Below are 24,471 nucleotides of genomic sequence, written 5' to 3' on the forward strand. Positions count from 1 at the left end.
GTCCCGAAGCGCCAGCGTAACTTGGCCGGCGGCCGGGGTCCTTGGCGCCCATCAGCGCAGCGTTTCAACGTAGGGACGCCTCAGGCTGCCGTGGCCTTGAACCTTGCGGCCTCTTCGGAGCCGCCGGTCGCGTCGCCCGCGCTGTAGGAATGGGCGCCGGTCCCGGCGAGCTTGCCGCCATCGACAATCAGATATTCATCGCGGATCGGCCGACCTTCGAACCAACACTCGAGAATTTCGCGGACGCCCGCTGCATAGCGCGCTTGCGCCGACAGAGACGTGCCCGAGATATGCGGCGTCATGCCGTGGTGAGGCATCGTGCGCCAGGGATGATCCTTCGGCGCCGGCTGCGGAAACCACACGTCGCCGGCATAACCCGCGATCTGGCCGCTTTCAAGCGCCCGGACGATGGCGTCGCGGTCGCAGATCTTGCCGCGCGCGGTGTTCACGATATAAGCGCCCCGCTTCATCTTGGCGAGCAAGGCGTCGTTGAACATATGCTCCGTCTCCGGATGAAGCGGGCAATTGATGGTGACGACGTCGCAGACCTTCACCATCCCCTCTACAGTTGGATGCCAGGTCAGGTTCAGTTCCTTCTCCGTGGCTTCCGGTAAGCGGTGGCGGTCGGTGTAATGCAGCTTCACGTCGAAGGGCTTAAGGCGGCGCAGCACTGCAAGGCCGATGCGCCCGGCGGCGACCGTTCCAACCTCCATCGCTTCGAGATCATAGGAGCGGGCGACGCAATCCGCGATGTTCCAGCCGCCTTTCAAGACCCATTCATAGGACGGAAGATAGTTGCGAACGAGTCCGAGGATCATCATCACCACATGCTCGGCGACGCTGATCGAGTTGCAATAGGTGACTTCGGCCACGGTGATGCCGCGTTCGATCGCAGCCTGCAGATCGACATGATCGGAGCCGATGCCCGCGGTCAGCGCCAGCTTCAGCTTCGGGGCTTTGGCGATGCGCTCGGCCGTCAGATAGGCGGGCCAGAAGGGCTGGGAGATTACAATATCGGCGTCGCCGAGCTCGCGTTCGAGCGCTGAGTCGGGGCCGTCCTTGTCGGAGGTGACGACCAGCGTGTGGCCGCCGCTTTCAAGGAATTTCCTGAGCCCGAGCTCGCCGGACACGCTGCCGAGCAGGGCGCCGGGCTTGAAGTCGATCGCCTTGGGCGTCGGAAGCGTCTGGCCTCCTGCGTAATGATCTATCTTAGGGAGATCATCCCGCGCATAGGATTTCGGATATCCGTCTATGGGATCGTCATAGAGCACGCAAACAATCTTTGCCATGATGTGCTTCCTTTCGTTCGAGGACAAAAGAAAACGCTCGGCTGTAACGCTTGCAGCCGATGGGAATTGGGCTGACGTCAAGAAGAACTCATCCAGCTCGGATGCGTTCCGGCGTCGACCCCGCTTCTTGGCGTTTCCTGTTCGATCAACTGCGAAGACTTTGGTTAGGTAACCCTCGTAGCGAACGCGCAACGCTCGCGCCCTAAGCCTCTGCCGTCAAATGAAAGTCTTTAAACAATTGATAGACGGAATTGATCAACGGGACGGCCCTGTCGCCGCGAACTCGCGCTCAAAATTGGCGTCGAGGGTTGCGGCCAACAACGCGCCCGCCATAGGGGACGGAGGTTCGCGGTTGGAGAGAACAAGCCCGATTTCCTGACTATGCACAGGCTCAACGAGGTCGATGGTTGCGAGCTCCGTCGTCTTGGCGAATATGTAGAAGAAGGTGTGCGGAAGAATGCTCGCCCAATCGCCATGGCGCAGGTGAGAACAAACGCCAAGATAGGAATTGCTGACCACCGCGGGCTTGATCGCCAGCCCCATCGACTCGAAGACGTTGTTGATGATGCGGCGGTTCTGCATATCCTCGCTGAGCAAGCAGAGCCTTTCCTGCGCCGCCTCCGCCCATGTGATCGTCTTCCGGCGCGCAAGTCTGTTGGAGCGATGCGTGACGAGGACATAACGCTCGCGATAGAGGGGCGCCCGCCGCACGTTCTCCAGCGGCTCATTCTCCAGATAGGTCAACCCGGCGTCGATCTCGAACGCGTCGAGCCCGCGCTGGATGGCGCGCGACGTCATGGATTGAACCTCGACCGCCGCGGCCGGATGCGCATCGCAAAAGCGGGCGGTCAAAAATGAGACCGACGGCATCGCCGCGGGGATGACGCCGAGACGCAGCAGACCGGTCAATCCTCTCCGCAAGCCCGAGAGGTCTTCGCGCAGGCTCTGATAGTCGGCAAGAATCTGCTGTCCCCACAAGAGGACCTTTTCGCCTTCTGGCGTCAGTCTGAGAAAGCGATGGCCTCGGTCGATGAGCCTTGTCTCGAGATAATCCTCGAGTTTGCGGATCGCCGCCGACAGCGTCGGCTGTGCGACATTGCAGACGTCGGCGGCCCTGGCGAAATGCTTTTCATGCGCCAGCGTCACAAAGTATAAAAGATGACGAACAAGCATGATTACTTACCATTCGAGTGCTTTGATTTTGGCGCTATCCCTAATTTGCTGTATGAAGGCCCAACGCATTTTGGCCACAAGGCGAGTCAGCGGCGTGAGCGTCGGCGCATTCGCGCCGCACAGGACGCCGCCTTCGGCGAGGCCCTGGAGAATGCCTATGTAAACACATTATATAAGATGGCAAAAGCGGCGATGGAATGGCGAACGCTTAAACTTTTGGCTGCTCCAGAACGACCGCTACAGAGAGTCGCCTTTCAGATGCTACGCGGAGGCCGTTTCGTCATATTCGATGATTATAGCCATGTCGGCTTAACGTCGACCGGCAAATGTGCGATAGTCAGCCCCAGCTGAAGACAGATGAACCGATGAGGCCCAATGGATACCGTCGGCCCAGCTGTCCTGACCACGGATGGCCTGCAGATCTTGCTCGATGCGCTTAGGCGCCGCAGCTATCGCCTCGTCGGTCCGACAGTCCGCGATGAGGCGATTATCTATGACGACATTGCGACAATCGATGACCTGCCGCGCGGATGGACCGACGAGCAGGACGGCGGCCATTATCGTCTCCTTCGCCGCGATGATGAGGCGCTGTTCGGCTATGCGGTCGGACCGCATTCGTGGAAGAAGTTCCTGCACCCGCCGGTGCTGCGCCTCTGGCGCGCCGAGCGCGATGGGCAAAGCGTGCGCGTCATGCCGGAGCCCGAGCCTGATGAGCGCTTCGCCTTCATCGGCGTCCGCTCCTGCGAACTCCACGCGATCGCCATCCAGGACGAGGTCTTTCTGGGCGGAGCGCATGTCGATCCGCATTATCGCGCGCGGCGCCACGGCGCTTTCATCCTTGCGGTAAACTGCGGCCAGGCAGGCGGAACGTGCTTTTGCGCATCCATGAACACCGGGCCAAAAGCCGAGGCGGGTTTCGATCTGGCCATGACCGAAGTCACCGATGAAAGCGGCCATATCTTCATCGTAGAGGTCGGGACGGAAACAGGACTCGCGGCGCTTGCCGACGCGCCGCACCGTGCGGCGACGCAAGAGGAAATCGACGCCGCCGAATCAGTGACAACGCGGACCGCCGCCGCCATGGGACGCGAAATGCGCTCGGACGACGTGCATGACCTTCTCTTACGCAATCTCGAAAATCCCCGCTGGAACGATGTCGCGACGCGGTGCCTCACCTGCGCCAATTGCACCATGGTCTGTCCCACCTGCTTCTGCACGTCGGTCGAGGATACGAGCGATTTGACTGGCGCCGAGAGCTCGCGATCACAGCGTTGGGATTCGTGCTTCACCACGGACTTCTCCTACATCCATGGCGGCAGCGTGCGGGCGAGCGCACGCTCGCGCTACCGGCAGTGGATGACCCACAAGCTCGCCACCTGGTTCGACCAGTTCGGCTCGTCGGGCTGCGTCGGCTGCGGCCGCTGCATCACTTGGTGCCCAGTCGGCATCGACATTACCGAAGAGGTGCGGGCGATCCGCGACAGCGAGAGCGCTGAGGAAGGAAGCGATGGAAGGGCTTGAACGCGTCGTCAAGGAGCATCCGTTTTTCGCCGGCTTGGGGGAGGAGTTCGGCAATCTGGTCTCCGGCTGCGCGAAAAACACGCGTTTTGAAGCGGGCCAATATCTCTTCCACGAGGGCGACCCGGCCGACCAATTCTATCTCATCCGTCATGGACGCGTGGCGCTCGAACTCGCCGCTCCGGGACGCGGCGCCCTCACTTTCCTGACCTTGAACGAGGGGGACATCGTCGGCGTCTCCTGGCTGGTTCCGCCCTATCGCTGGACCGACGATGCTCGGGCGATCGGTCTGGTCCGCGCAATCTCGATTGACGCGGCCTGCCTACGCCGGAAATGCGAGGCTGACCATGATCTCGGCTACGAGATGATGAAGCGCTTCGTGCCGGTTCTCGTGCAGCGGCTCGAGGCGACGCGGCTGCAGATCCTTGATGTCTATGGCGTCCCGGCCTGAGCCGCCGGTCCCAGGCGGGGCCATGGCCGATCCGATGGTCCCACGCGTCGCGCGCGTGCGGAGGAGGCGGCGCGACGCGCCGCAGGTTTGGACACTCGAGCTTGAAATCGAGGATGGCGACGGGATCGAAAACTTTGCTTTGCGCCTGGCCAGTTCAACATGCTCACCGCGTTCGGCGTCGGCGAAGCGCCAATCAGCATGAGCGGCGATCCCGCCGAACCTCGGCGTCTCGTCCATACGATCCGCGCCGTCGGCGCGGTGTCCAGCGCCCTTGCGCGTCTTGGTCCCGGCGACCCCGTCGGGCTGCGCGGCCCATTTGGCGCCGGATGGCCGGTGGCCGAGGCCACCGGGCGCGATGTCGTGATCGTGGCCGGGGGGCTCGGCCTCGCGCCATTGCGCCCGGCGCTCTATCGGCTCCTTGCCGAGCGCGCGCGTTATGGCAAGATCATCCTGCTCTACGGAACACGCAGCCCGGACGACATCCTATTCCGCGGCGAACTCGAGGCCTGGCGGCGGAGGCTCGACATCGAAATCGAAGTGACGGTGGACCACGCCGCCGCCGCATGGCATGGCCATGTCGGCGTCGTGACCACGCTGATCGCCCGCGCCGACTTCGATCCGCTGCACGCGATCGCATTGGTCTGCGGGCCCGAGGTCATGATGCGCTTCGCCATCGCCGCTTTGCGGCATGCCGGGCTCCAGGACGAATCGATTTATCTTTCCATGGAGCGCAACATGAAATGCGCCGTCGGCTTCTGCGGTCATTGCCAATTCGGAACGGTCTTCGTGTGCCGGGACGGACCGGTGTTTCGGCACGACCGGGTGCAGCACTTGCTCGCGCTGAAGGAGATCTGAAGTGGCTGCGAAGAAACGCAAGCCCAGGCTCGCCATTTGGAAATTCGCCTCCTGCGACGGCTGTCAGCTCAGCCTGCTCGACTGTGAGGACGAATTGCTCGCGGTCGCCGCCGCCGTGGAGATCGCCTATTTCCCGGAGGCGACGCGGAGCACAGTGAGCGGACGCTACGACTTGTCGCTGGTCGAGGGCTCGGTCACCACGGCCTCGGACGCCGAACGAATCCGGGAGGTCCGCGCGCGCTCGCGCACGCTCATAACGATCGGCGCCTGCGCGACCTCTGGCGGCATCCAGGCGCTGCGCAACTGGGCTGACGTCAAGGAATATGTTTCTATCGTTTATGCGCGGCCCGACTACATTCAAACCCTGGCGACCTCGACCGCGATCGCCGATCACGTTCCGGTCGATTTCGAGCTGCATGGCTGCCCAATCAACAAGGGTCAGCTGCTGGAAGTCATCTCGGCCATGCTCGCCGGACGCCGCCCGGTTACGCCGCCCCACAGCGTCTGCATCGAGTGCAAGCTCAAGGGCAATGTTTGCGTCATGGTGGCGCATGCTACGCCATGTCTAGGCCCTGTCACTCATGCCGGATGCGGCGCAATCTGCCCGTCTTATGACCGCGGTTGCTACGGCTGCTTTGGACCGATGGAAACGCCGAATGCGCCGTCGCTTAGCGCCGGGCTGCAGAAGCTCGGCATGGACGATCAGGCGCTGAAGCGCGTCTATCGAACCTTCAACCCAAACGCCGGACCGTTTCGCGAGGAAAGCGAGCGCCATGACGGTTAAGACCATCAAGGTCGATTTTCTCGCTCGCGTCGAAGGCGAAGGCGCAATCAAGGTGGTCGTGCGCGACGGAACGGTGCGAAGCGCCGAGTTCAGAATATTCGAGCCGCCACGTTTCTTCGAAGCTCTTCTGCACGGCCGCGCCTTTACCGAAGCGCCCGACATTACGGCGCGGATCTGTGGAATCTGCCCGGTCGCCTATCAGATGAGCGCGGTGCACGCCATGGAGAATGCGCTCGGCGTCGCCGTCACAGGACCGCTGCGTGATCTCAGGCGGTTGCTCTATTGTGGGGAATGGATCGAAAGCCATACGCTCCACATCTACATGCTCCACGCGCCGGACTTCCTCGGCTATGATGGCGCGATCGACATGGCGGGCGATCACGGAGACGCCGTCCGCCGCGGGCTCGCGTTGAAGAAGGTTGGCAACGAGATTTTGTCGCTGCTCGGCGGGCGCGAAATTCATCCAGTTAACGTGCGAGTCGGCGGATTTTACCGCGCGCCGCGGCAGCGCGAGCTCGAGCCGCTCGCCGAACGGCTCAAATGGGCGCGCGAGGCGGCGCTTGAGACCGTGCGCTGGGTCTCTACATTTGATTTCCCCGACGTCGAGCGCGACTACGAGCTCGTCGCCTTGCGTCATAGCAGCGAATACCCATTAAACGAAGGGCGCATCGTCTCGAGCCGCGGCCTCGACATTGCGGCAGACGAGTACGAAGCTAATTTCGAGGAAATCCACGTCGAGCGCTCGACGGCGCTGCATTCGCGTCTGCGCGCCGGGGGCTCGTATCTCGTCGGCCCACTCGCCCGCTACTCCCTTAATTTCGATCGCCTGTCGAAGCTCGCACAGGAAGCCGCGCGCGAGGCGGGGCTCGGGCCGAGATGCGGCAATCCCTATCGCAGCATTGTGGTCCGCGCGATCGAGACGCTCTACGCATGCGACGAGGCGCTCAGGATTATCCACGATTATGTCGAGCCGGACCATCCGGCAATTGCAGCCGAGCCCTGCGCGGGCGCAGGCTATGCGGCGACCGAGGCGCCGCGCGGCCTGCTCTTTCATCGTTACCGGCTGGACGACGACGGCACCATCGCCGAAGCGCGCATCGTGCCGCCGACCTCGCAGAATCAGGCGAGCGTTGAGGAGGATCTCACAAGCATCATCACCCGTTGGATCGATCTGCCCGATGAGGCCTTGCGGCATCGCTGCGAGCAGACGGTCCGGAACTATGACCCGTGCATCTCCTGCTCCACTCACCTCCTGCGCTTCGAGATCGACCGAGGCTGACGCGAATTCCGCCGGACCGCAGCTATAATCAGCCAATGCCTAAGCTTCATGAAATACGGCCGCCCAGGGGCGGCCGTATTATCCTTTTGTGCGATCCAATGATCTGCAAGCGCTGGAACATGTTCCGAAAAAGTTGATCGACTTTTTCGATCAGAACATGCTCCAACTCTTTGAATTTGAGCGGGTCCTTTTCGATCGGATGATTCCATCCAATCGGGACGCGCTCTAGTGGGTCGCTTGGGCGATCACCGTGCGGAGGTCGGCGAGCGTCACCACGCCCGGACCGTGCAGAGCCGCGATCTTGGCGACGTCCAGGTTGAGCCGCTGAATGTTGTCGTAGAGATTCACTGAGTAGGGATTCACCGTCGCCGGCGGCGGCGTGTTGGGCGCGGCTGGCGTATAGGCGTCGGCCTCGATCAAAATCTTTTCGGCGGGCAAGTAGACCAGCGCCAATTCGTCGCTATGGCTATTGCCAGCGATCCGGTGAATTTCGATCGCGCGGGAGCCGTCGGTCAGCACATATTTGTCGGCATATGTCTCGAACTTGGCGGGCTTCTGCGATTTCGAGAGCCTGTCAGGATGCAGCGTATGCGGCGCGGCCCAGGCCCCTTCGAAATATGGCTTGTCGAGGTCGTTCGTCACAATGATCGAGTCTGCGTCGACGAAGGTGCGCAGGCCGCCCGCGTGGTCGAAATGGACGTGGCTGTTGACAACATATTTGATCGGCTTGTTAGGAATGATCTCCTTGATCTTGTCGATAAGGGCGAGAGAGCGCTCCTCGTTGAGCGGGGCCTCCACGAGCACGACGTGATCGCGCTGCTCGATGGCCACGCTGTGATGCGTCCCGCCGGTAAGGTAGAAGACTCCATCGGCCAGCTTGTTGACCGCGACCGGAACCGGCGCCAAGCCGCTTGCGACGTTCTGCGGAACACTGATGTCGACGGGCGGGTTCAGCTTGACTGCTGCGATGTTGAGATCCAGCACGGGATGGCCGCCTTGGACGCGAATGATATGCGCAGGAAATTGAACGCCGCCAAAATCCTTGTAGTCGCTGAAGCTCGTCTCGACCAGCGTATCGCCGAGCACCGGGCTGTCGATCCAGGTGCGAACGCGTTCGACCTGGTTATGCGCGTTGATCGTCCCGACGTAGCGGTACTTGCCGCCGACCGTGAACGACACTTCAACATTGGCGATGTCCGGCTCCGACTTGGCGTTATTGGCGAGCGCCGCCTTCAAGAAGCCCTGGGGAGTCGCCCAGATTTCCGCAGCGCGTTCTTCCACGGCCGCGGGCTGGGCTGTGGCGACCGGCGCTGTCCCCGGCGGGGAGTTCGGCGGCGGCGCAAGATTCCAGGCCTGCGCGCCGCTCACATAGAGGTCGAGCTTCTGTTCGACCGGCGTCGGCCGCTGCCGGCCAGGCTCTATGATCTGCTTGCGCGCGATCTGAACGCGGGCGCCGGCTGAATCATAATTGATGCTGGTGACATAGCTGCTGACGTCGAACTGCGGCCAGGGAAGGCTCGGATTCGGCGCCTGGCCAAACTGGAACCAGCGCCCGGAGCCGGAAAATTCTATGGTCTTTACGCCTGAAACGCCAAGCGCATTGGCCGCTTCCTGCAAGGAGGCCGCCTGAGCGGAGCATACCGCCATCGTCATGGTCATGGCGAGCGTCAGGCCACGAATAGGAATTATCGCTGTTCGCATGGGAACCCTCGGACAGTTTCATAAGTCTACTAAACTAGTAAACTACTAGAGATAAAGCACGCTCCGTTTTATCCGTCAAGGCGGAGCCAGATTGAATTTTAAAGGAATCGACGTCTGCCGCACGCGAGCCCAAATTTCTCGATATTTTTGATCGATTGAACTGGACGCCTCCATGGCGCAGCGTCACACGAGTGAAGCTCCAACCTGCTTGGCGCCCTTATGGCGCGCCAGCCGCCTGAACCATCCCGTTAACTATTTCATAAAGATAGGCGGACCCATGCGCGCCCTGACGAGGGCGTCTTCCTGTCGGCCGCACCGCTCGCACCAGTGATAAGACGCTGCGCCGGCTGCGCTTAGGCTACAGGCGTCCCGCTCCGTTCGAGCATCAACGTCACAGGTCATCTGCACTTGGCCCGACAGAATGTCCGAACGCTTGGCGAAGTCACCCTCGCCAAAGCCGAGGCCTAAAGACTATATCGTAATCCGCCACTTCCGCCGGGGGATTCTCAGATCCGAAGCGTCAATGAACCTTGATCGAGGTAATCCAAAAGGCGTCTCTGGCGCCGGCCTTATCGCCGGGAAAAATGAGCCTGGCGAACCCTGTGTCCGCCCCGAGCAACTTGCCGTCCTGCGCATAGGCGACAAGCACTTGCTGCCCCCCGAAAGAGGGATCGAGCTCTCCGGCTGAGATCGTAACCGTGTAGCCGTCGCTACCGGTCACAACAAGCCATTTGTTAATGATGTCATTCTTGATGCTTGGATCTGTTTTTACCCCAACGCTGTTTAGCAAATCCCACAGAAGCACTCCGGTGAATTTGCTGGATACAGGTCCTTGACCAGTATAGAAGAAAACATTTTCGCTGGTCGGAGGCAATGCCTGCAGTTTGCTAAGCGTGAAGGTTGTTGGGTTGGCGACAGAACCCTCTACGCGGAAGCGCGCCGAGTAACCGCCTGAGGCCGTCGTTACCGTGCTGGAACTCGGTTCGGCGAAAACGCCGCCGAGGGAAATAAGCTGCAGCCCGATTCCAAGGGCCGCAATAATTCCAATTTTCAGGGCCTTACCAAACATCATTGGGAGTCCTTATCCGTTTGTTGCGTAGCAACGGCGCCGCGCAACTTCCGGTAGTCTACCAAGCAATATATATATGTATATATGAAATTCGCTCTGCGCGCGAAGATTTTGTGTTTTCGCCACAGCCGTTTAATCTGGCGCTATTGGCCTCCTGCTCCACATCGAGCAGGTTTGCACTACAGGCAATCGATCGATCCCAGCCATCCCCAGACCTCCGGGGCGTTGCAATGGCGCCGCGAGGCTGGGCAATTCGCTGTAAATTCTAACTGCATCTAGCTGGGACCAATCCGGCTTCAGGCGGCAATCCCAACAGCGCTAAAATGGTCTCGCCGAAGGCTTCGAGATCGGCCCGCCGTTTCGCGACGCTAGGGCTCAGGGGCTTCAGAACCAAACTGCGCGGCCGGAGCTCGGCTTCGATCCGCAGGACTTTGTCGCGGACCTCCGCCGGCGTTCCGATAAGCGAGTCCTCGATCATGCGGTCGAGCTTGAACCATGGCGTCCAGTCTGGCTGCATGAAGGCGGTCGTGGCCTGCATGCGCTCCAGGAACGGCCGCAAAAAGATCGCGGCTTCGTCAACCGCCTGCGTATGCGTTGGAGCGAGGTGATAGAAGCGGATCAGGATGAGCTTTGGATCGCCCTGCGGCGCGATTTCACGATAGAGGCTGAGGGCGCCACGCACGCTCTCGAGCGGAAACGGCGGCGCGCCCATGACGCCATAGCTATGCTCGGCCGCCGCCTTCACCGCATCGGCGGTGGACGTGGCGATAAAGGTCGGGATCGGCGTTTGCAACGGCTTTGGCGTGAGGCTCACGTCTTCGGCCTTGAAGAATTCGCCTTCGAAGGTCACGCCGTCTTCTGTGAGAAGTCTTTCTATGAGGCTCAGAGCTTCGAGCGTTTTGGCGCGGCTGTTATCCTTGCTCACGCCGAAATGCTTGTTCTGGATTGGAAACGGTCCGCCCTTTCCAATGCCGAAATCGAACCGGCCATCCGAGAGTATGTCGAGCGTAGCCACATCTTCGGCGACGTGAATGGGATTACGGAAGGGCAAAAGCACAGCCGCGGAGCCGAGCCGGATGCGCGTCGTGCGCGCCGCCAAATGCGCCAAGATGGCGAGGCACGAGGGGCTCGAAGCGTCGGGATTGAAATGATGCTCGGCGACCCAGGCTTCGTCGAAGCCAAGCGCCTCGATAAGCTGCACGAGTTTCGTCTGCTCGGCATAGGCCGAACGGTAATCGCGCTGAGGGTTCTCATAGGTGCAGAAAAGTCCCGTTCGCATCCTTGGCCTCCGAGCTAGCTGCTGAAAGACTGGTTCGCGGGACCGCGATCTCCTTCATAACCGCAGCTAATCAGGCCGCGACAGGAGCCCCTTGGCCGATTTTCGTGAGCTTCGCTTCTCGAAAGCAGTATATCTTGCTATATTGGCTATGTCACGCGCCTTCCTCCGCATTGCAATGGTCGCTTTCGCGGCGGCGAGACAATCGATCTGGAGGGAAACGCCGCGGATTTGTAGCAAGCCGTGCGTCCACGTTCCGAAGCTCAATCTTGCGAATCGAACGGCGGATGACGTCTGGAGCGTTTCCCGATCAGACGGAATCATCTGATCGAAAAGGAATCGCTCAGATTCAAAGAGCTGGAGCAGGTTCTAATCGAAAAGTCGATCAACTTTTTCGGAGCTTGCTCTAGGCTGGGCCCGCGCGCAGCTTGAAGCGCCAGTCGTCGATCGGGCGGCTTGGACGCGCTGACGTCCCATTGTATGAAACGTCAACCCACACAGACGCCAAGTGGAGCGCCGCGGCCGTCAGGCGTCGGGACATTCACGCTTGATCCATCCGGCGATTTCGGGCCAGAAATTCTTCAACGTCTTCGAGCCCATGAACAGTCCGATATGGCCGCCCGGCACCAGCTTCTTGGCGATCTTCCCCTTCGGAGCTCCGAGCTTTTCTTCGGCTGCGAAAACCTGCGGAGCGGGCGTTATATCGTCGCTTTCGCCGGCCAGAAGGAAAGTCGGACAGATGATATCGCTCAGCGCGATTCTGTGGCCGAGCGCCACGAACGTCCCCTTGCAGAGCTGGTTGTCCTTGAACAGAAGCTTGATCGCCTGCAGGTACCAGACGCCAGGCAGATCAAGCGGATGCTGGTACCATCTCTCGAAGTCTTCGCGCTTCTTGACGAATGCGGGGTCCTCGACATTTTCATAAAGATCGAGATAGGTTTTGAAGTACTGCTCCTCCGGATGCATGCTTTTCCATCCAGCAAGCATGAATTTGCCGCGCATCAAGCCGCCTCCCGCCGCGACAAGGTCTTCGAAAAAGCTCATAGGCTGCTCCTTCGCGATCTTCTTGACGAAGCCTTCCCCGGCGTCGCAATCAAGCGGCGCGCCCGCGGCCACCAGCGTCGCGACCTTATGGGGATAGCGGGCCGCGAACATCGCCGCCATCCAGCCGCCTTGGCACAGGCCAATCAAATTTATCAGGCCGCCTAGATCATCCACGATGGCGTTGATTTCGGCGAGGTAGATGTCGATATTGTAGTCCTTCATCTGTTCCGTCGCCGACTTCCAATCCATACATAGCACACGCCTTATGCCGTTCGACTGAAGCGTTTCAACAAGGCTCTGGCCCTTAGCGTAGTCAGCGATGGTCGCGTGGTGACCGGCATAAGGGGCGTCAATGACCGTCGGCACGATCTTCGAGTCGCCGCGCAGGGCGGCGTCGGAGAAATCACGAAGCTGCATGGTGTTGAGGTCGTAAAGGATCTCGTTCCGGGTCGTCCAGACTGGCTTGAGATCAAATTCTTCTCTCTCGGCCTCTTTCGCAAAGTCGAGACTTCTATTGAAAGTCTTGGCCGCCTCTTCGCCTAATTCCGCCCAGGGCGCCAATGGCCAGAAGAACGGAACGCTATGCTCCAGACCAGGGCTTTCCGCCACAGGTGAATTTTCCGCCATCGTCGCCTCCATTGTTCGAATTCCTGATGGGCGCCTATCAATAGATCGGTGCGCCTTGCTGAGCGCTCGCTATGCTGCGCGATCGTCAGCTCCTCGCCGATCAAAAATACAAAGACCGCGCATGGCGCTGTAGTTGGTCGAAATGCGCGGTCCGTTCCGCAAATTGGTCGCCTCGTCCGGTCTGGCGCCGGGCCAACCGAGGATGACGACTGACTTAGGCGCCGATCTTGTTTTCAAAGACCGGCGACATCGCCATGGCCTCCATCCCATGTCGAGCCATGTCTATGGCCGATGGCGCCTATGACAGCGCAGATATTTGCCCGAAATCCATCCATGTTTCATGACAATTCACGCTGAGGGCGATGCCCATTATGTGAACTACGGCCTTTCAAGCGAGGCCGGTCTTAGAGCCAAGGCGTCGGTCCGCTTGACAAATTCGAGCTCGGCTTTCACTGTCAATCTAATATATCGACTTTATCGAATATCTTGCCGCGCAGGCCAATGGCGACCTAGCAGGATGGAGCAATTCATGTCTCGCCACAACGGCCGTCCTCCGCCGCCTCATCAGGGTCAGTAGGTCGCGGCCGATGAGCAGATTCCACGCAAAGAGGGTCCTGATAGCCGCACGTGGCGCCATTCGCGCGTCCCCAGCGCATATCTCGCCGCTTAAAGCGCATCCTTTTGAGGGAGACAAGTCGTCATGATGCAAACCTTATCCGGCCAAGTCTCCAAAAAGCAATGCGCTACATTGCTGCGACGCGGGGGAGCGACCGCCGTGGTTCTTTCGCAATTGGCGTTGGGTGCGGCAAACTTCAAAGCAGCGGCCGAGCCGAGCGTCTATCCAACAGGCGTTACGCGATATGATCCGGCGAAAGCCTACAACAGCTATGTCCTGTTCTCAGGGGCCGACAAGATCACTCGCCTCATTGACCTTAACGGCAATGTCGTGCGCGAGTGGAAATATGCAGGGTTTCCGAGCGTCGTTCTCGATCCGGCCCTTGTTGGCGGCGGACGTGGCCATGTCCTTCTTACGCTGGCGAGCATAGACGCGAAGGGCTCCGGACTCGTGCCCGGCCGCGCCATTCGTGAGGTGACCAAAACGATCGGCGAGCTCGACTGGGATGGAAGAACTGTCTGGGAGTGGGGCGGCGACAAAGCGCCGGGCGGGGCCGCGCAACAACATCATGACTTGAGACGCTTGCCAAACGGCAACACGCTGATCCTCGCCAATTTGCTGCATCCCATCCCAGGCTTCACACAGCCACAAGTTCTCGACGACGTCATTTATGAAATAGAGCCGGGCGGCGCCATCGTTTGGAAATGGGTGGCGTCCGAACACCTTGATGAATTCGGTTTTACTCCCGACGAATTGAATTTGGTCCGCAACGCCAATACAGCCGACTATCTTCACGTGAACAATCTGAGCGTGCTTGGCCCCAACCGCTGGTTTACAGGCGGTGACAAGCGTTTCGATCCCGACAATGTCCTGATCGATTCCCGCAACGCCAATTTCATCATCATCATCGACAAAAAGACCGGTAAGGTCGTATGGTCGCTGGGACCGCATTATCCGGCCAATGACGTCGTGACCAGAGGCAAGAAACAAGCGCCGCGGCCGATCGATCAGATCTCCGGCCAACATGACGCGCATCTAATTCCCGAGGGGCTGGCCGGGGCGGGCAACCTCCTTGTCTTCGACAATCAGGGCGAAGCCGGGTATCCGCCTGTGGCCTTGGGGGTGACCGGAGGGTCTCGCGTCTTGGAGATCGATCCCATCAAGCAGGAAATCGTTTGGGAATATAGCGGCGAAAGTTCCGGACAGCCAGGCTGGACATTTCGGTCGAGCTTCATCAGCAGCGCGAGACGGCTGCCGAATGGCAACACGCTGATCGATGAAGGTTATAACGGGCGTTTCTTTCAGGTCACGCCCAAGGGAGAGATCGTCTGGGAATATATCAGCCCTTATTTCGGCAACTTCGGCGAAGGAGAACAGGATCGCCAAAGCAATTGGGTGTATCGCGCGCAGCCCGTCCCTTACGAATGGGCGCCAGCCGGAACGGCGCATTCGGAAAAAGCGGTGGTTCCGCCGGCGCTCGCCGAGTTTCGGATTCCTGCGAAGCCGTGAACCGTTGCCTGAGCATCCAGCACCGACGATCCCGCATTCGGATTTCGGATCTAAACAAAGGGAAAGTTGCGAGGCCGCGCTCTCAGCGCGCTTCGCCGGCCGGGCCAAGCTGCATGCTTTTGCTTGAGACGTCAGGTATAATAGACTCAAGGCGTGAGAGATTTGTTTGCACCGGCTCTGTGAAAAGCGACGCAGATAAGAAACCTGACTGAAAGCTCTGTAGCACTTCGTTGAGGCGCGGAGACGCGCCAACAGTCCCAGGTGAGGGTTGGCTCTTTGACTACAGAGCGCCAAGTCGATTTCTCACCTCGCGAGCGGATCGGGACGAAGCTGGAAGCGCACAACCTTGCTCGTTGTTCCTTTGCCGCCCTCAATGTGGAACGGCGTTCTAGTGCCATATGTCGTCCAAAGTCCCTTGCCTTTCCAGCCGGCGTTTTTGTCGTCGATGCGACCGTCCATGCCCTTCGCGTAGAAGCCCATCGGATATGGAACCCGGAGAATAATGAACTTACCGTCCACCAGGGCCAATAATGCGTCGGACGCATTGCCGGTGGCGATCGGCACGTTCTGGCCCAACCCGAACGTGTCATGTTGATCCACCCAGGTATAGTAGCTCGCCTCGGCGCTGCCCGAGTCTGTCACGTTCTTGAACTGCGGTCCCGGGAATGGGTAGAGGCTCCAGCCTTCCGGGCAGTGTTGCCCCGTCGCCGCTGGCCCATTCAAGGGGCCCTTGCACTTGCGCCGGTCAAAGCTGGCGAGATGCCCGCTCGCCAACGACGCCCAGACGACGCCATTGCTGTCGATATCCATCCCACGCGGCGAATAGCCATGAACGGGCGCGCGGGGATCATTCCATGGCAACTCGTAATATTCCGCTAAAGTCGTAGCCGGCGGGTCGGACCCAAGGTCAAGTCGCGCGACGGCGCCGGGAAAGCCCACCACCGAACCCCAGACGGAGCCATCGGCTGGGCTCGGCGCTATGCCATAGAAAGCCGCAGCGATCCGCTTGTCTTTTGTGGGATCAACCGGCTCGCCGGGCTCCACATAATCGTCCCGCTGGCCATTGCCGTTGGCGTCGAGAACGAGAGCGGTCCAACCCTGCGACTTTGCCGCATCGCCAGTCTCGTCGAACGCCCTTCTGTTCAGCCAGCCAACGACTCCGCCGCCACCACCGCTGCTGAACCACAAGGTGTTGTTGACGTCCTGAGCGAATTGCAGGTGGTGCGTGCTGAAACACGTGTCGATCAGGGTGAACTTCTTCGTTTTTGGATCATACACAGCCGCCTGACGCCCGGAGCTTTCAAGGGGGAACAGCTTCGCCGAGGGATTGCCCGACCCTTCTTTGCAGAAGGCTGGATTGCTCGGCGGACGGATTCTGGATGTAAACCACACGCGCCCCAATTCGTCGAACATCGGATTATGCGCATTGGCCTGACTGTTCCAGATGGGCTCGCCTCCCCAATAGGGCGAGGGCGCAAGAATAGGATCGTCCACGGTGGACGGAGTATTCGGATCACGGATGGGTAGCTTCACTTGGCTAGCCGAATTCTGCGCCGGATCGAGGATCGGAGCGTAGTCCGTGCTCTCTTCTGGAGACCCGTAAAGCGGGCCATTTGCGTTGACCGTAGGATTGCGCTTATCGGTGGAAATCTCGTCATGAAGGTAGGCTGTGGGGGTGGCCCAGTCCCATAGCGAAATGACGACATTGCGCTCGACCCCTTGAGGCCGCTGAGGCTGCGCGGCGGGCAATTCGCCGGCGGCTATCCTGTCGGTCCAATCCGCAAATAGGGCCAATGCGCGGTTTGAGTCGAGCCTCGAAATTGCGTTGACCATCGCGCCGCTGGCCTGCCCCGATTGAATGCGCCGCTCCCACGCCGCCTGCGAGGATTCGAAATGGCCCAATTCCTTGGGAATCGTGCGCGTCGCCTTGTCGCCAATTTGGTGACAGGTGAAGCAACCATCCGTTTTGACGATGTCAAGCCACTGCTCTTGGCTCTTCAAGGCTGCTGGAGCGCCATTGCTATTTGACCCTGTCCCGGAGAAGACGCTCTTGTCCGGAATTTTAAGCAGCGAATACCAATAGATAGCCGGATAATATTCCGCCGCCGCCGCAGGACTTGGCGCCGCTGCGGCCGTCAGATTTACGATCCTGCCCGGCGCAGTTTGAGCCTTTGTTGAATCGACAAGTCCATAACCGCGCACCCAAACGCTATAATTCGCTTTTGGGAGCTCGGGCAGCACATAGCGACCTTGATCATCCGTGACCACGATCTTGACGAACTTGGTGGGAAGGTCGGTCGTTTCCGCGATGACCCACACGCCGGCCTCAGGCCCATTTTTGCTTGTGACAACGCCGCCGAGATCGCTGTCGCCTATGCGGATTAAAGAGCCGGGATCTTGCTGCGCGCTAAACCCAGCCGAAGAGGCGGTCAAGAGCACAGCGATGGAAACCGCCGCGAAGCCTGAACATCTACTTGTCATTGTCATGCGCCGCTCCCCTTGCGCCTCATATGCGAACGGAACCGTATCAATCTATTTCATTCGGCATGTCTCCATCGCTCTAGGATTCATAGCGGCATGCCACAGTCTACGTCTAAATCTCGATCGGGCATGCTCCGCCAGTGACGCTGACGATGTTCATGTTTCACTTTAGTTGATTTCCGCATAGAATTTTATGTTGGGTCACAAGAGGCGTTCAGGATGTTGACGTCTTGGCGCTGCGTTTGAACCGTTGTTTTGAACGCAAGCGCGAGACCATTGGCGAGCGCGACGAACTTGGTCACCGGCCCGAAAGTCCTTTTTCTCCGATTCCAGCCTACACGGCTTTCGCTGGCGCCGAGACATCCTTTGCCGCGCCGGAAAACTCGTTTGCTTCTTACAAGAAACAATATGCTCGAAATGAAGAACGCCTGTCAATCAGTAGTCTAGAAGGAATATAGAAAATAACTAATCGGAGGTGGCCGTCGAACTCCCGGCCCGTATTGCCTTCCTTCACATAGCCGGCACGGATGCTGAAGCCGCCCTAAGATTCTGTCCTAGCGCGGCGCGTCCCTCGTCTTGAGGTCGCGCCGCCGGACGCCGCAGCCATGAGCAATTGATTCCGTCCAATCGCCTCGATTTCCACACTTGAGAGCCGCCGGACTTCTCCGCCGCCTGCTACGACATCCGCCAGAAGATGCAGAGCCACATGGCGTAAAGCGCGACCACAAGCCCAGCGCCGATGATTTCAGTCCGGCGGACGGCCCCGGTGGGGCTTAGCCACCATCCGAAGCCCCGGCAGGTCCAGGGCACCAGCCAGTTCAGCGACAATACGCTCACCACATTGCCGATGAATAGCGCAAGCCAGAATGGCAGCTGCGCCCATCCCAGCAGCAATGGCGCCTGCACCCATGCGCCGAACAGGAACACCACCGGATAGAGCAACAGAAGAACAATCATGTTTTGCTTCCAGGCCGCGGGCGCTTGGCCCGTGCGGTCGCCTGAGGTGAACCATTGTCCGAACCCGCTCCGCACTATGCGCGCGCGCACCTCGTCGATGAACGGCTCGCCTTCCTTCAGCAGTTTCCTCCGCTCCGGCGAATCAAGCCATGCCTGTAGATGCTCCTCGTTGTCAAAGCGGATAATCGCCAGCCAATCGTCCTGCACGCCAAGTATCGGCGGCTCGATACGATAGCCCTGGAACCCAGCGGATTGCGCCTGCGCCGCCGCAATCCGCTGCTCCCAGCGACGGTATTCAACTTCCCGATCGGGCTTGATCCGAGTCGAAATCACCACCGACACAGGCGCCGGCATGACGCCAGAGCCGGCGTCGCGCACAAGATGTACGTCATCAGGCCCTGCGAGCAATGGCGCGGCCTCCGCAAGCAGCGCTAGACGCCGCTCCGAGCGCAACCACCCCACCGCTGCGTCCGAGGTCGTGAAACGCTGCAGGATCACCCAATCGACCTGAGCTGGCGGGTGCGGCGGCATGATGCTCTGCTCGACGAAACCAGGGCTTGCCGCCGCCTCGGCGCTGATCGTCTGCTGCCATTGGGCAAACGCCTCGGCCCTGCCGTCGCGCACGCGGGTCTGCGTCACCACCGTCACGCCGCCTGCACCCGGCGCCGCTGCGCTCATCGCCCTTTGCCCAGCGCGGCGAACATCCGGTCGCGCGTCAGCGGCAGATGCGCAAACCGCACGCCGGTTGCATCGGCGATCGCGTTGGCCAGCGCAGGCGCAACCGGATTGATTGCGCACTCGCCCTGTGATTTTGCCCCAAGCGGCCCGATGTGGTCATAGGTTTCGGCGAAATATACCTCGGCGCGAGGAACGTCGGCGAAAGCAGGTATGCGGTAGTTGCGCAGCGACGGATTGACCACCGACCCAGCCGCGTCGAGCATCATGTTCTCCGTAAGCGCCCAGCCGATCCCCATCGCGATCGCGCCCTCGATCTGGCCACGGCACTGCATCGGGTTGATCAGCCGCCCGATATCGGCGGCGTGCGCGCTCTGCAGAATGCGCACCTCGGCGGTGACGCGATGCACCGCGACGCGAAACCCATGCGCGTTGAACGCAACCGTGCGCGGCGAAAGATAGGCCTTGCGCTTGGCCTCGAACCGATGGCCAACCTTGACGCCGGCGGCGTGCAGCGCCGCAAGCGCGATCGGTCTGCCGCCGCACACAACAGCCTCCGCCTCCAGCCGGCAATCGCCAACGGGCAGGCCAGTGTGACGGCTCGCATAGTCGAGAATATTGTCGCGCATCGCTGCCGCCGTCAGCGCCACCGCCTGCCCGGCCACCACGGTGCCGGTGCTGGCGAAGGTGCCGGTGTCATATGGCGTCAGGTCTGTATCGGCGTTGATGATCGAGATCCGCCCCGCCCGGCAGCCCAGCACCTCCGCGGCGATCTGCCGGTGCGACGTCACCGAACCATTGCCCATTTCTGTCGAGCCCACGGCGAGGCGATAGCCGCCATCAGGCAACATTTGCATCTCGGCGCCAGAACGATGCTCCGTCGGGGGGCCGCACTCGAGCATGGCGAGAGCGATGCCGGTTCCTTCCAGCCAATCATCGCCGGCCGGCCGGGTTTTCCCGCGGCCACTCGCCAGCGCCCGCTCGACGAGGTCCATGCACTGGTCGAGGCCATAGCTTCCGAAATCAAGGTCGGAGGTTTCACTCCATACTGATTCGATCCAGTCGCCCGGCCGGATCATGTTGCGTCGGCGGATCTCAAATCGGTCGAGACCTAGCTGGTCGGCAAGCTCGTCGATTGCGCATTCGAGCGCGAAAGTCGTCTGCGACGAACCATAGCCGCGGAAGCCGCCGGCTGGAACGACATTGGTATACACGGCGTAGGCGTCGGCCTTTTTGTTGGCGCAGCGATAAGCGATCAGCGGGCCTCCCAGCGAGGCCGCCAATGTCTCTCCTGCATGGCCGCCATAGGCGCCGGTATTCGACACGACGTTGAACTCGATCGCGGTTAGCACTCCGTCGCGGCGGGCGCCCAGCTTGACCCCCGTCGTCATGGGGTGGCGCGTGGTGGCGGCGATGAACTGCTCTTCCCGAGTGAACTCCCACTTCACCGGCCGCCCAATCTTGAGCGTGGCGAGAACGCACAGATCCTCGCAGATCATCTCCTGCTTGCCGCCGAATCCGCCTCCCACTCGTTCGGTGAACACATGCACGTCCCGCGTGCGAAGCGCGAAGATGTGGCAGAGCTTTTGCTGGACGATGAACGGAGCCTGGGAGCTGGTGCGCACATGGATGCGCCCATCGGCGTCGGTCCAGGCGATCGAACCATGGGTCTCAAGATGTGCATGTTGCACCCGCGTCGTGGAGTAGGTCCTCTCATGCACCACGTCCGCGGCGGCGAAACCGTCTGCGACGCTCCCGACCTCGCCATGAATATCGACATAGACATTGCCGTAGGCCGCGATGCCTTTTTCATGCAGCACCGGCGCGCCCGGCGCCATCGCCGCCACGGGATCGAACACTGCAGGCAGCAGCTCATATTCGATGTCGAGCAGACGGCAACCAGCCTCCGCCGCCGCCTCGCTCTCCGCCACCACCGCTGCAACCCGCTGCCCAACGAATCGCACCACGTCGTCAAGCACGTAGCTGTCGTCAGGATCCGCCAAATGGTCCTCATGGGTCGCGGTGCTGTAGAGCTGGCGCGGCCCGTTTTCCCAGGTGAACACCGCGACCACGCCTGGCGACGCCTCGGTCCGTTCGCGCCCGATGCGGAGAATGCGAGCATGAGCGTGCGGCGACCGCAGCACCTTAAGATGAAGCACTCCCTCGATCGCGACATCCATCGTGTAGCGGGCCCGACCCGTCACGATTGCTTCCCCGAACGGATTGTTGAGGCTCGCGCCGCAGGCCCTTCCCGCCACGTCAGGCTCGGCGGAAGCCACGCCGCGCAATGCCTCCTCGATCGAACCATATCCGGTGCAGCGGCAGAGGTTGCCCTTCAGCGCGTGCGGCAGGTCATTCCGCTGCTCGGCGTCGAGCGAGGCCGCGGTCATGATCATTCCGGCTGTGCAGAAGCCGCATTGGAACGCTTGAGCGTCGAGAAAAGCGCACTGCACCGGATGCAGTCCGCCTGCAGGCGCGAGCCCCTCAATGGTCGTGACCACGCGTCCGGCGGCGCGGAACGCCGGCACGAGGCAGGAATGAACCGGCGCCCCATCCAGCCAGACCGTGCAAGCGCCGCAGTCGCCTGCGTCGCACCCTTTTTTTACCCCGAAATAGCCCTGCTCGCGCAAGAAGGTCCGCAGGCACTGCCCGGCCTGCGGCTCGGCCGCAAACGTCCGGCCGTTGACATTGAACTGCGATCGCCTGACGGCGAACTCCACGACAGGCGCAAAGCTGCTCATGTCCACATCCCCGCCAGCTCCGCCCTGATCTCTTCCGCCATATAGTAAGTAAGATGGCGCTTGTATTCGGCCGAGCCATGCACGTCGTCGAAATAGCCGTCTGCGGCGATGCTTCCGTCGATAGCGGCGCGGAGAGCTTCGGCCGACGGCATGATCGCAAAACGGAGCTGTATTGGCCGCGGCGTGGCCGCGGTGATCGTCAGCAGCAGGTCCCCGACGGCCGGGTCCAGCGTGCCAATCAACAGCGCCGCCGAGCGTCCGAGATTGGTGAGCGAAGCCTGGCGGAACGCCGCGCGCCGCCGGAGCGCGCGCGACGGCAAATGGACGCTGCGTAGCAGCTCACCTGGCCGTAGCAGATTCGCGTGGTTTCCGGTCACGAAGTCAACTGCGGCGACCTCACGCGGCGGCGCCCCGCGCGGCCAGAGAACATAGACGCCCTCCAAAGCCACGGTCAACGAGATCATCGGCCCGGCCGGCAGAGACATACAGATGTTCCCGCCGACCGTGGCCATGTTCCAGATCTTGAATGACGCCAGCAACGCGTTGCAGCAGGCGCCAAACAGGGACGCCGCCGTCCATTCCCCCGGCGCGTCGAAGCGATAGAGCTCGGCGATGCTGCAGGTGCTCGCGATCTCAAGACCACTGGAGACAATCTCGAGCGCGCGCCAGCCGAACCCTTCCAGATCAATCAAGGTGTCGGTGGCGAGCTGCGGCTCCGAGAAAAGCCAAGTGCCGCCGGCCAGCCACGCATAGCCGTCGCGCCATTCTCTGATGTTATGAGCCGATTCCGGCCGCAGCACGGTCGTCACTGTGTTGAGATTCATCGGAGCGCTCTCGCGCAGAGGGGATGGCGCATGGCGTGCTCGCGTGATCAAGGCAGGTCGGCAAGCGAGGCCGGGCCGGCCCCCGGCGTGATAAGGGTCGGCCACTGATGGGAGCCGAACGGCGTCGCCGGCGGCAGGAAGGGCGGCGCGCCGCGCTTGGCGTCCTCGGCGATGATCGCCGCGCGTCCGTCGCCCCCCATCAGCTCATAGTCCATCAAGTAGTAGTTGCCGAAGAACAGCGCTCCCACCGAACGGTCGGCGATGATCCGCGTCAGCGCCTCCAGCATGTCGTCCGGAGTTGTGGTGAAGGAGATCGTCTCGATCAACATCAATCGGCTGTTGATCGTATCCGGACCGAAGAATTGGGCCAAAACGCTGAAGAGCACGTTGTTTTGACGCGCGACATAGATTGTGTTGCTCGCGGCGTAGGTCTTGTCCCAGTCGCCGCCAAGCTCCTTCTTCCACTCGCCGACCACGCGCATCCAGTGTCCGACCTGCGTCTGGGCGGCCCAAGCGATATTCTTCTTCAGTAGGGGCGCCTGCTTCTGCGCGAAGGCCTGAAGGTCCGCGAGCGGCACGACGCCGTTCGCAGCGCAGGAGTCCATGAAGGCGATATTGTTCCGCAGGATGACGCGGCTGTTGGCGCGCCAGTCCGCGTCCATGTCGGTCGCGTCCAAGCTGTCAAGCGCGGTCTGCATCTGGCTGCGGTAAGCCAACAGCGGTCCGCGCCAGGATCGGTCCGTGGCGTTGTCCAGATAAGGCGTCACCACCTCACCCAACGCCATGACGCTGTGCGCGACGGATTTAAGAAGCTGGTAGACGATCGGCACCTGCGGCGCTTCCAGCGTCGGCGCGCCCGGCCTATAGAGTATGAATCGACCGCCGGCCCCAGAGAAAAGGGCCAGGATCACCGGATGCTGCGCCAGAATGTTCTTCTGGAAGATCCGCCCGGAATCGGCATAGAGCCCAAACATTGCAGTGTTGAGCGCGAGCACGTTGCGCGCCGCTGTCTTCTGTGGACTAGACTCGAGAGGACCTGCGATAGGCTGTAGGTACCCCGGCAGCTCGGCGGCGAACACGGAGGTCGCGCTCAGCGCGCCAGCCGCCGCTACGGCGTAGATTCGCTGTTTCATAACCGACGCAATATGCACCTGACGCTCTCCAATGACCGAAGCTTCGAAAATGAGCTTGGCTCGAATCGACCTGTCTTGCAAGTCCGCGCCGGGTCGGATCGCCAACTATTCTGCACGCCTTTCGCCGTGCATTTTCGACAACATGCAACTATCGATCATGGCGGCTGCGAAGCAGCGATCGGGCGGCAACGCCCAGCCGGAAGGGCCGTTGGAGGAGTCGTCCTGCTTGTGCTCGACAACGCAAGAGCGAGCGGCGCAACCGGCCAAGACCACATGCGCCTTGGTCCTGAGCTTGCTGAAAGGTCGTCGATGAACCAATCCTCAAGAAGCAAAACAATCATCGAGCGACTCGAAGACAACGTCGTCGATTGATGCGGAGCCTTCGCCGAGCGGCGTAAGGAAATCTAGACCCGAACCAATTTCCATTGGCGAATCCGAACTAATCAAGCGGCTGCCATTTCACAAATGC

19 protein-coding genes are annotated in these 24,471 nt (G+C 60.8%); 8 read left to right on the forward strand and 11 right to left on the reverse strand.

Annotation, left to right across the window (positions count from 1 at the left end; genetic code table 11):
• Positions 1-80: 80 nt before the first annotated feature.
• Positions 81-1,289 (reverse strand): NAD-dependent formate dehydrogenase, encoded by a 1,209-nt coding sequence (locus tag RZS28_RS06315; RefSeq protein WP_407340481.1) that lies wholly within the window; start codon positions 1,287-1,289, stop codon positions 81-83.
• Between the two features lie 255 nt (positions 1,290-1,544).
• The gene (locus RZS28_RS06320) at positions 1,545-2,462 is read right to left on the reverse strand and encodes a LysR family transcriptional regulator (protein ID WP_407340482.1); all 918 of its coding nucleotides are present in this window, start codon (positions 2,460-2,462) and stop codon (positions 1,545-1,547) included.
• Between RZS28_RS06320 and RZS28_RS06325 the strand changes: the two genes are divergently transcribed.
• From RZS28_RS06325 to RZS28_RS06350, 6 genes are all read left to right on the forward strand, one after another.
• A complete protein-coding gene (locus RZS28_RS06325) occupies positions 2,448-2,813 on the forward strand; it encodes a hypothetical protein (RefSeq protein WP_407340483.1) in 366 nt (121 codons plus the stop codon). The genes RZS28_RS06320 and RZS28_RS06325 overlap by 15 nt on opposite strands.
• Before the next feature lie 24 nt (positions 2,814-2,837).
• On the forward strand, positions 2,838-3,983 hold the full coding sequence (locus tag RZS28_RS06330) for a 4Fe-4S dicluster domain-containing protein (RefSeq protein ID WP_407340484.1): 1,146 nt from the start codon (positions 2,838-2,840) through the stop codon (positions 3,981-3,983).
• On the forward strand, positions 3,970-4,431 hold the full coding sequence (locus RZS28_RS06335; RefSeq protein WP_407340485.1) for a cyclic nucleotide-binding domain-containing protein: 462 nt from the start codon (positions 3,970-3,972) through the stop codon (positions 4,429-4,431). Before RZS28_RS06330 ends, RZS28_RS06335 begins: the two co-directional genes overlap by 14 nt.
• Before the next feature lie 159 nt (positions 4,432-4,590).
• Positions 4,591-5,286 (forward strand): FAD/NAD(P)-binding protein, encoded by a 696-nt coding sequence (locus tag RZS28_RS06340; RefSeq protein WP_407340486.1) that lies wholly within the window; start codon positions 4,591-4,593, stop codon positions 5,284-5,286.
• Position 5,287: 1 nt separating this feature from the next.
• Positions 5,288-6,070, forward strand: a complete 783-nt coding sequence (locus RZS28_RS06345; RefSeq protein ID WP_407340487.1) for an oxidoreductase — start codon at positions 5,288-5,290, stop codon at positions 6,068-6,070.
• Positions 6,060-7,349 (forward strand): Ni/Fe hydrogenase subunit alpha, encoded by a 1,290-nt coding sequence (locus tag RZS28_RS06350; RefSeq protein ID WP_407340488.1) that lies wholly within the window; start codon positions 6,060-6,062, stop codon positions 7,347-7,349. Before RZS28_RS06345 ends, RZS28_RS06350 begins: the two co-directional genes overlap by 11 nt.
• A 225-nt stretch (positions 7,350-7,574) precedes the next feature.
• On the opposite strand, the gene RZS28_RS06355 is transcribed toward RZS28_RS06350, so the two are convergent.
• The 4 genes from RZS28_RS06355 to RZS28_RS06370 all read right to left on the reverse strand — a co-directional run bounded on the left by RZS28_RS06355 (position 7,575) and on the right by RZS28_RS06370 (position 13,066).
• Positions 7,575-9,050, reverse strand: coding sequence for an MBL fold metallo-hydrolase (locus RZS28_RS06355; RefSeq protein WP_407340489.1), 1,476 nt, complete (start codon positions 9,048-9,050; stop codon positions 7,575-7,577).
• Between the two features lie 520 nt (positions 9,051-9,570).
• Positions 9,571-10,122 (reverse strand): molybdopterin-dependent oxidoreductase, encoded by a 552-nt coding sequence (locus RZS28_RS06360; protein WP_407340490.1) that lies wholly within the window; start codon positions 10,120-10,122, stop codon positions 9,571-9,573.
• A gap of 262 nt (positions 10,123-10,384) precedes the next feature.
• Positions 10,385-11,398, reverse strand: a complete 1,014-nt coding sequence (locus RZS28_RS06365; RefSeq protein WP_407340491.1) for an LLM class flavin-dependent oxidoreductase — start codon at positions 11,396-11,398, stop codon at positions 10,385-10,387.
• Between the two features lie 522 nt (positions 11,399-11,920).
• Entirely contained in the window at positions 11,921-13,066 is a 1,146-nt protein-coding gene (locus RZS28_RS06370) for an alpha/beta fold hydrolase (RefSeq protein WP_407340492.1), read from the reverse strand.
• A gap of 700 nt (positions 13,067-13,766) precedes the next feature.
• Here RZS28_RS06370 and RZS28_RS06375 point away from each other — a divergent pair.
• Positions 13,767-15,191 (forward strand): aryl-sulfate sulfotransferase, encoded by a 1,425-nt coding sequence (locus RZS28_RS06375; protein WP_407340493.1) that lies wholly within the window; start codon positions 13,767-13,769, stop codon positions 15,189-15,191.
• A 303-nt stretch (positions 15,192-15,494) separates the two neighbouring features.
• Here RZS28_RS06375 and RZS28_RS06380 read toward each other — a convergent pair whose 3' ends face one another.
• Entirely contained in the window at positions 15,495-17,678 is a 2,184-nt protein-coding gene (locus tag RZS28_RS06380; RefSeq protein ID WP_407340494.1) for a carboxypeptidase-like regulatory domain-containing protein, read from the reverse strand.
• Positions 17,679-17,902: 224 nt separating this feature from the next.
• Between RZS28_RS06380 and RZS28_RS06385 the strand changes: the two genes are divergently transcribed.
• Complete coding sequence (locus RZS28_RS06385; protein WP_407340495.1) at positions 17,903-18,130, forward strand: hypothetical protein; 228 nt, start codon at positions 17,903-17,905, stop codon at positions 18,128-18,130.
• Positions 18,131-18,347: 217 nt separating this feature from the next.
• Here RZS28_RS06385 and RZS28_RS06390 read toward each other — a convergent pair whose 3' ends face one another.
• From RZS28_RS06390 to RZS28_RS06405, 4 genes are read right to left on the reverse strand one after another with little or no spacing between them, the layout of a single operon-like run.
• A complete protein-coding gene (locus RZS28_RS06390; RefSeq protein WP_407340496.1) occupies positions 18,348-19,307 on the reverse strand; it encodes an antibiotic biosynthesis monooxygenase in 960 nt (319 codons plus the stop codon).
• Positions 19,304-22,045 carry a molybdopterin-dependent oxidoreductase gene (locus tag RZS28_RS06395; RefSeq protein WP_407340497.1) on the reverse strand — a complete coding sequence of 914 codons (2,742 nt, stop codon included), beginning with the start codon at positions 22,043-22,045 and terminating at the stop codon, positions 19,304-19,306. Before RZS28_RS06395 ends, RZS28_RS06390 begins: the two co-directional genes overlap by 4 nt.
• On the reverse strand, positions 22,042-22,869 hold the full coding sequence (locus tag RZS28_RS06400) for an FAD binding domain-containing protein (RefSeq protein ID WP_407340498.1): 828 nt from the start codon (positions 22,867-22,869) through the stop codon (positions 22,042-22,044). The genes RZS28_RS06395 and RZS28_RS06400 overlap by 4 nt, the downstream gene beginning before the upstream one ends.
• Before the next feature lie 47 nt (positions 22,870-22,916).
• Entirely contained in the window at positions 22,917-24,002 is a 1,086-nt protein-coding gene (locus RZS28_RS06405; protein ID WP_407340499.1) for a hypothetical protein, read from the reverse strand.
• Positions 24,003-24,471 lie beyond the last annotated feature (469 nt).

The sequence above is a fragment of the Methylocapsa polymorpha genome, assembly GCF_045689225.1.
Classification (GTDB): domain Bacteria; phylum Pseudomonadota; class Alphaproteobacteria; order Rhizobiales; family Beijerinckiaceae; genus Methylocapsa; species Methylocapsa polymorpha.

Bases quoted from the DNA above. Each gene is read 5' to 3' on its own strand.
- RZS28_RS06315 (WP_407340481.1), bottom strand. From the start codon at position 1,289: ATGGCAAAGATTGTTTGCGTGCTCTATGACGATCCCATAGACGGATAT.
- RZS28_RS06325 (WP_407340483.1), top strand. From the start codon at position 2,448: ATGACGAACAAGCATGATTACTTACCATTCGAGTGCTTTGATTTTGGC.
- RZS28_RS06320 (WP_407340482.1), bottom strand. From the start codon at position 2,462: ATGCTTGTTCGTCATCTTTTATACTTTGTGACGCTGGCGCATGAAAAG.
- RZS28_RS06330 (WP_407340484.1), top strand. From the start codon at position 2,838: ATGGATACCGTCGGCCCAGCTGTCCTGACCACGGATGGCCTGCAGATC.
- RZS28_RS06335 (WP_407340485.1), top strand. From the start codon at position 3,970: ATGGAAGGGCTTGAACGCGTCGTCAAGGAGCATCCGTTTTTCGCCGGC.
- RZS28_RS06340 (WP_407340486.1), top strand. From the start codon at position 4,591: ATGCTCACCGCGTTCGGCGTCGGCGAAGCGCCAATCAGCATGAGCGGC.
- RZS28_RS06350 (WP_407340488.1), top strand. From the start codon at position 6,060: ATGACGGTTAAGACCATCAAGGTCGATTTTCTCGCTCGCGTCGAAGGC.
- RZS28_RS06355 (WP_407340489.1), bottom strand. From the start codon at position 9,050: ATGCGAACAGCGATAATTCCTATTCGTGGCCTGACGCTCGCCATGACC.
- RZS28_RS06360 (WP_407340490.1), bottom strand. From the start codon at position 10,122: ATGATGTTTGGTAAGGCCCTGAAAATTGGAATTATTGCGGCCCTTGGA.
- RZS28_RS06365 (WP_407340491.1), bottom strand. From the start codon at position 11,398: ATGCGAACGGGACTTTTCTGCACCTATGAGAACCCTCAGCGCGATTAC.
- RZS28_RS06370 (WP_407340492.1), bottom strand. From the start codon at position 13,066: ATGGCGGAAAATTCACCTGTGGCGGAAAGCCCTGGTCTGGAGCATAGC.
- RZS28_RS06375 (WP_407340493.1), top strand. From the start codon at position 13,767: ATGATGCAAACCTTATCCGGCCAAGTCTCCAAAAAGCAATGCGCTACA.
- RZS28_RS06380 (WP_407340494.1), bottom strand. From the start codon at position 17,678: ATGACAATGACAAGTAGATGTTCAGGCTTCGCGGCGGTTTCCATCGCT.
- RZS28_RS06390 (WP_407340496.1), bottom strand. From the start codon at position 19,307: ATGAGCGCAGCGGCGCCGGGTGCAGGCGGCGTGACGGTGGTGACGCAG.
- RZS28_RS06395 (WP_407340497.1), bottom strand. From the start codon at position 22,045: ATGAGCAGCTTTGCGCCTGTCGTGGAGTTCGCCGTCAGGCGATCGCAG.
- RZS28_RS06400 (WP_407340498.1), bottom strand. From the start codon at position 22,869: ATGAATCTCAACACAGTGACGACCGTGCTGCGGCCGGAATCGGCTCAT.
- RZS28_RS06405 (WP_407340499.1), bottom strand. From the start codon at position 24,002: ATGAAACAGCGAATCTACGCCGTAGCGGCGGCTGGCGCGCTGAGCGCG.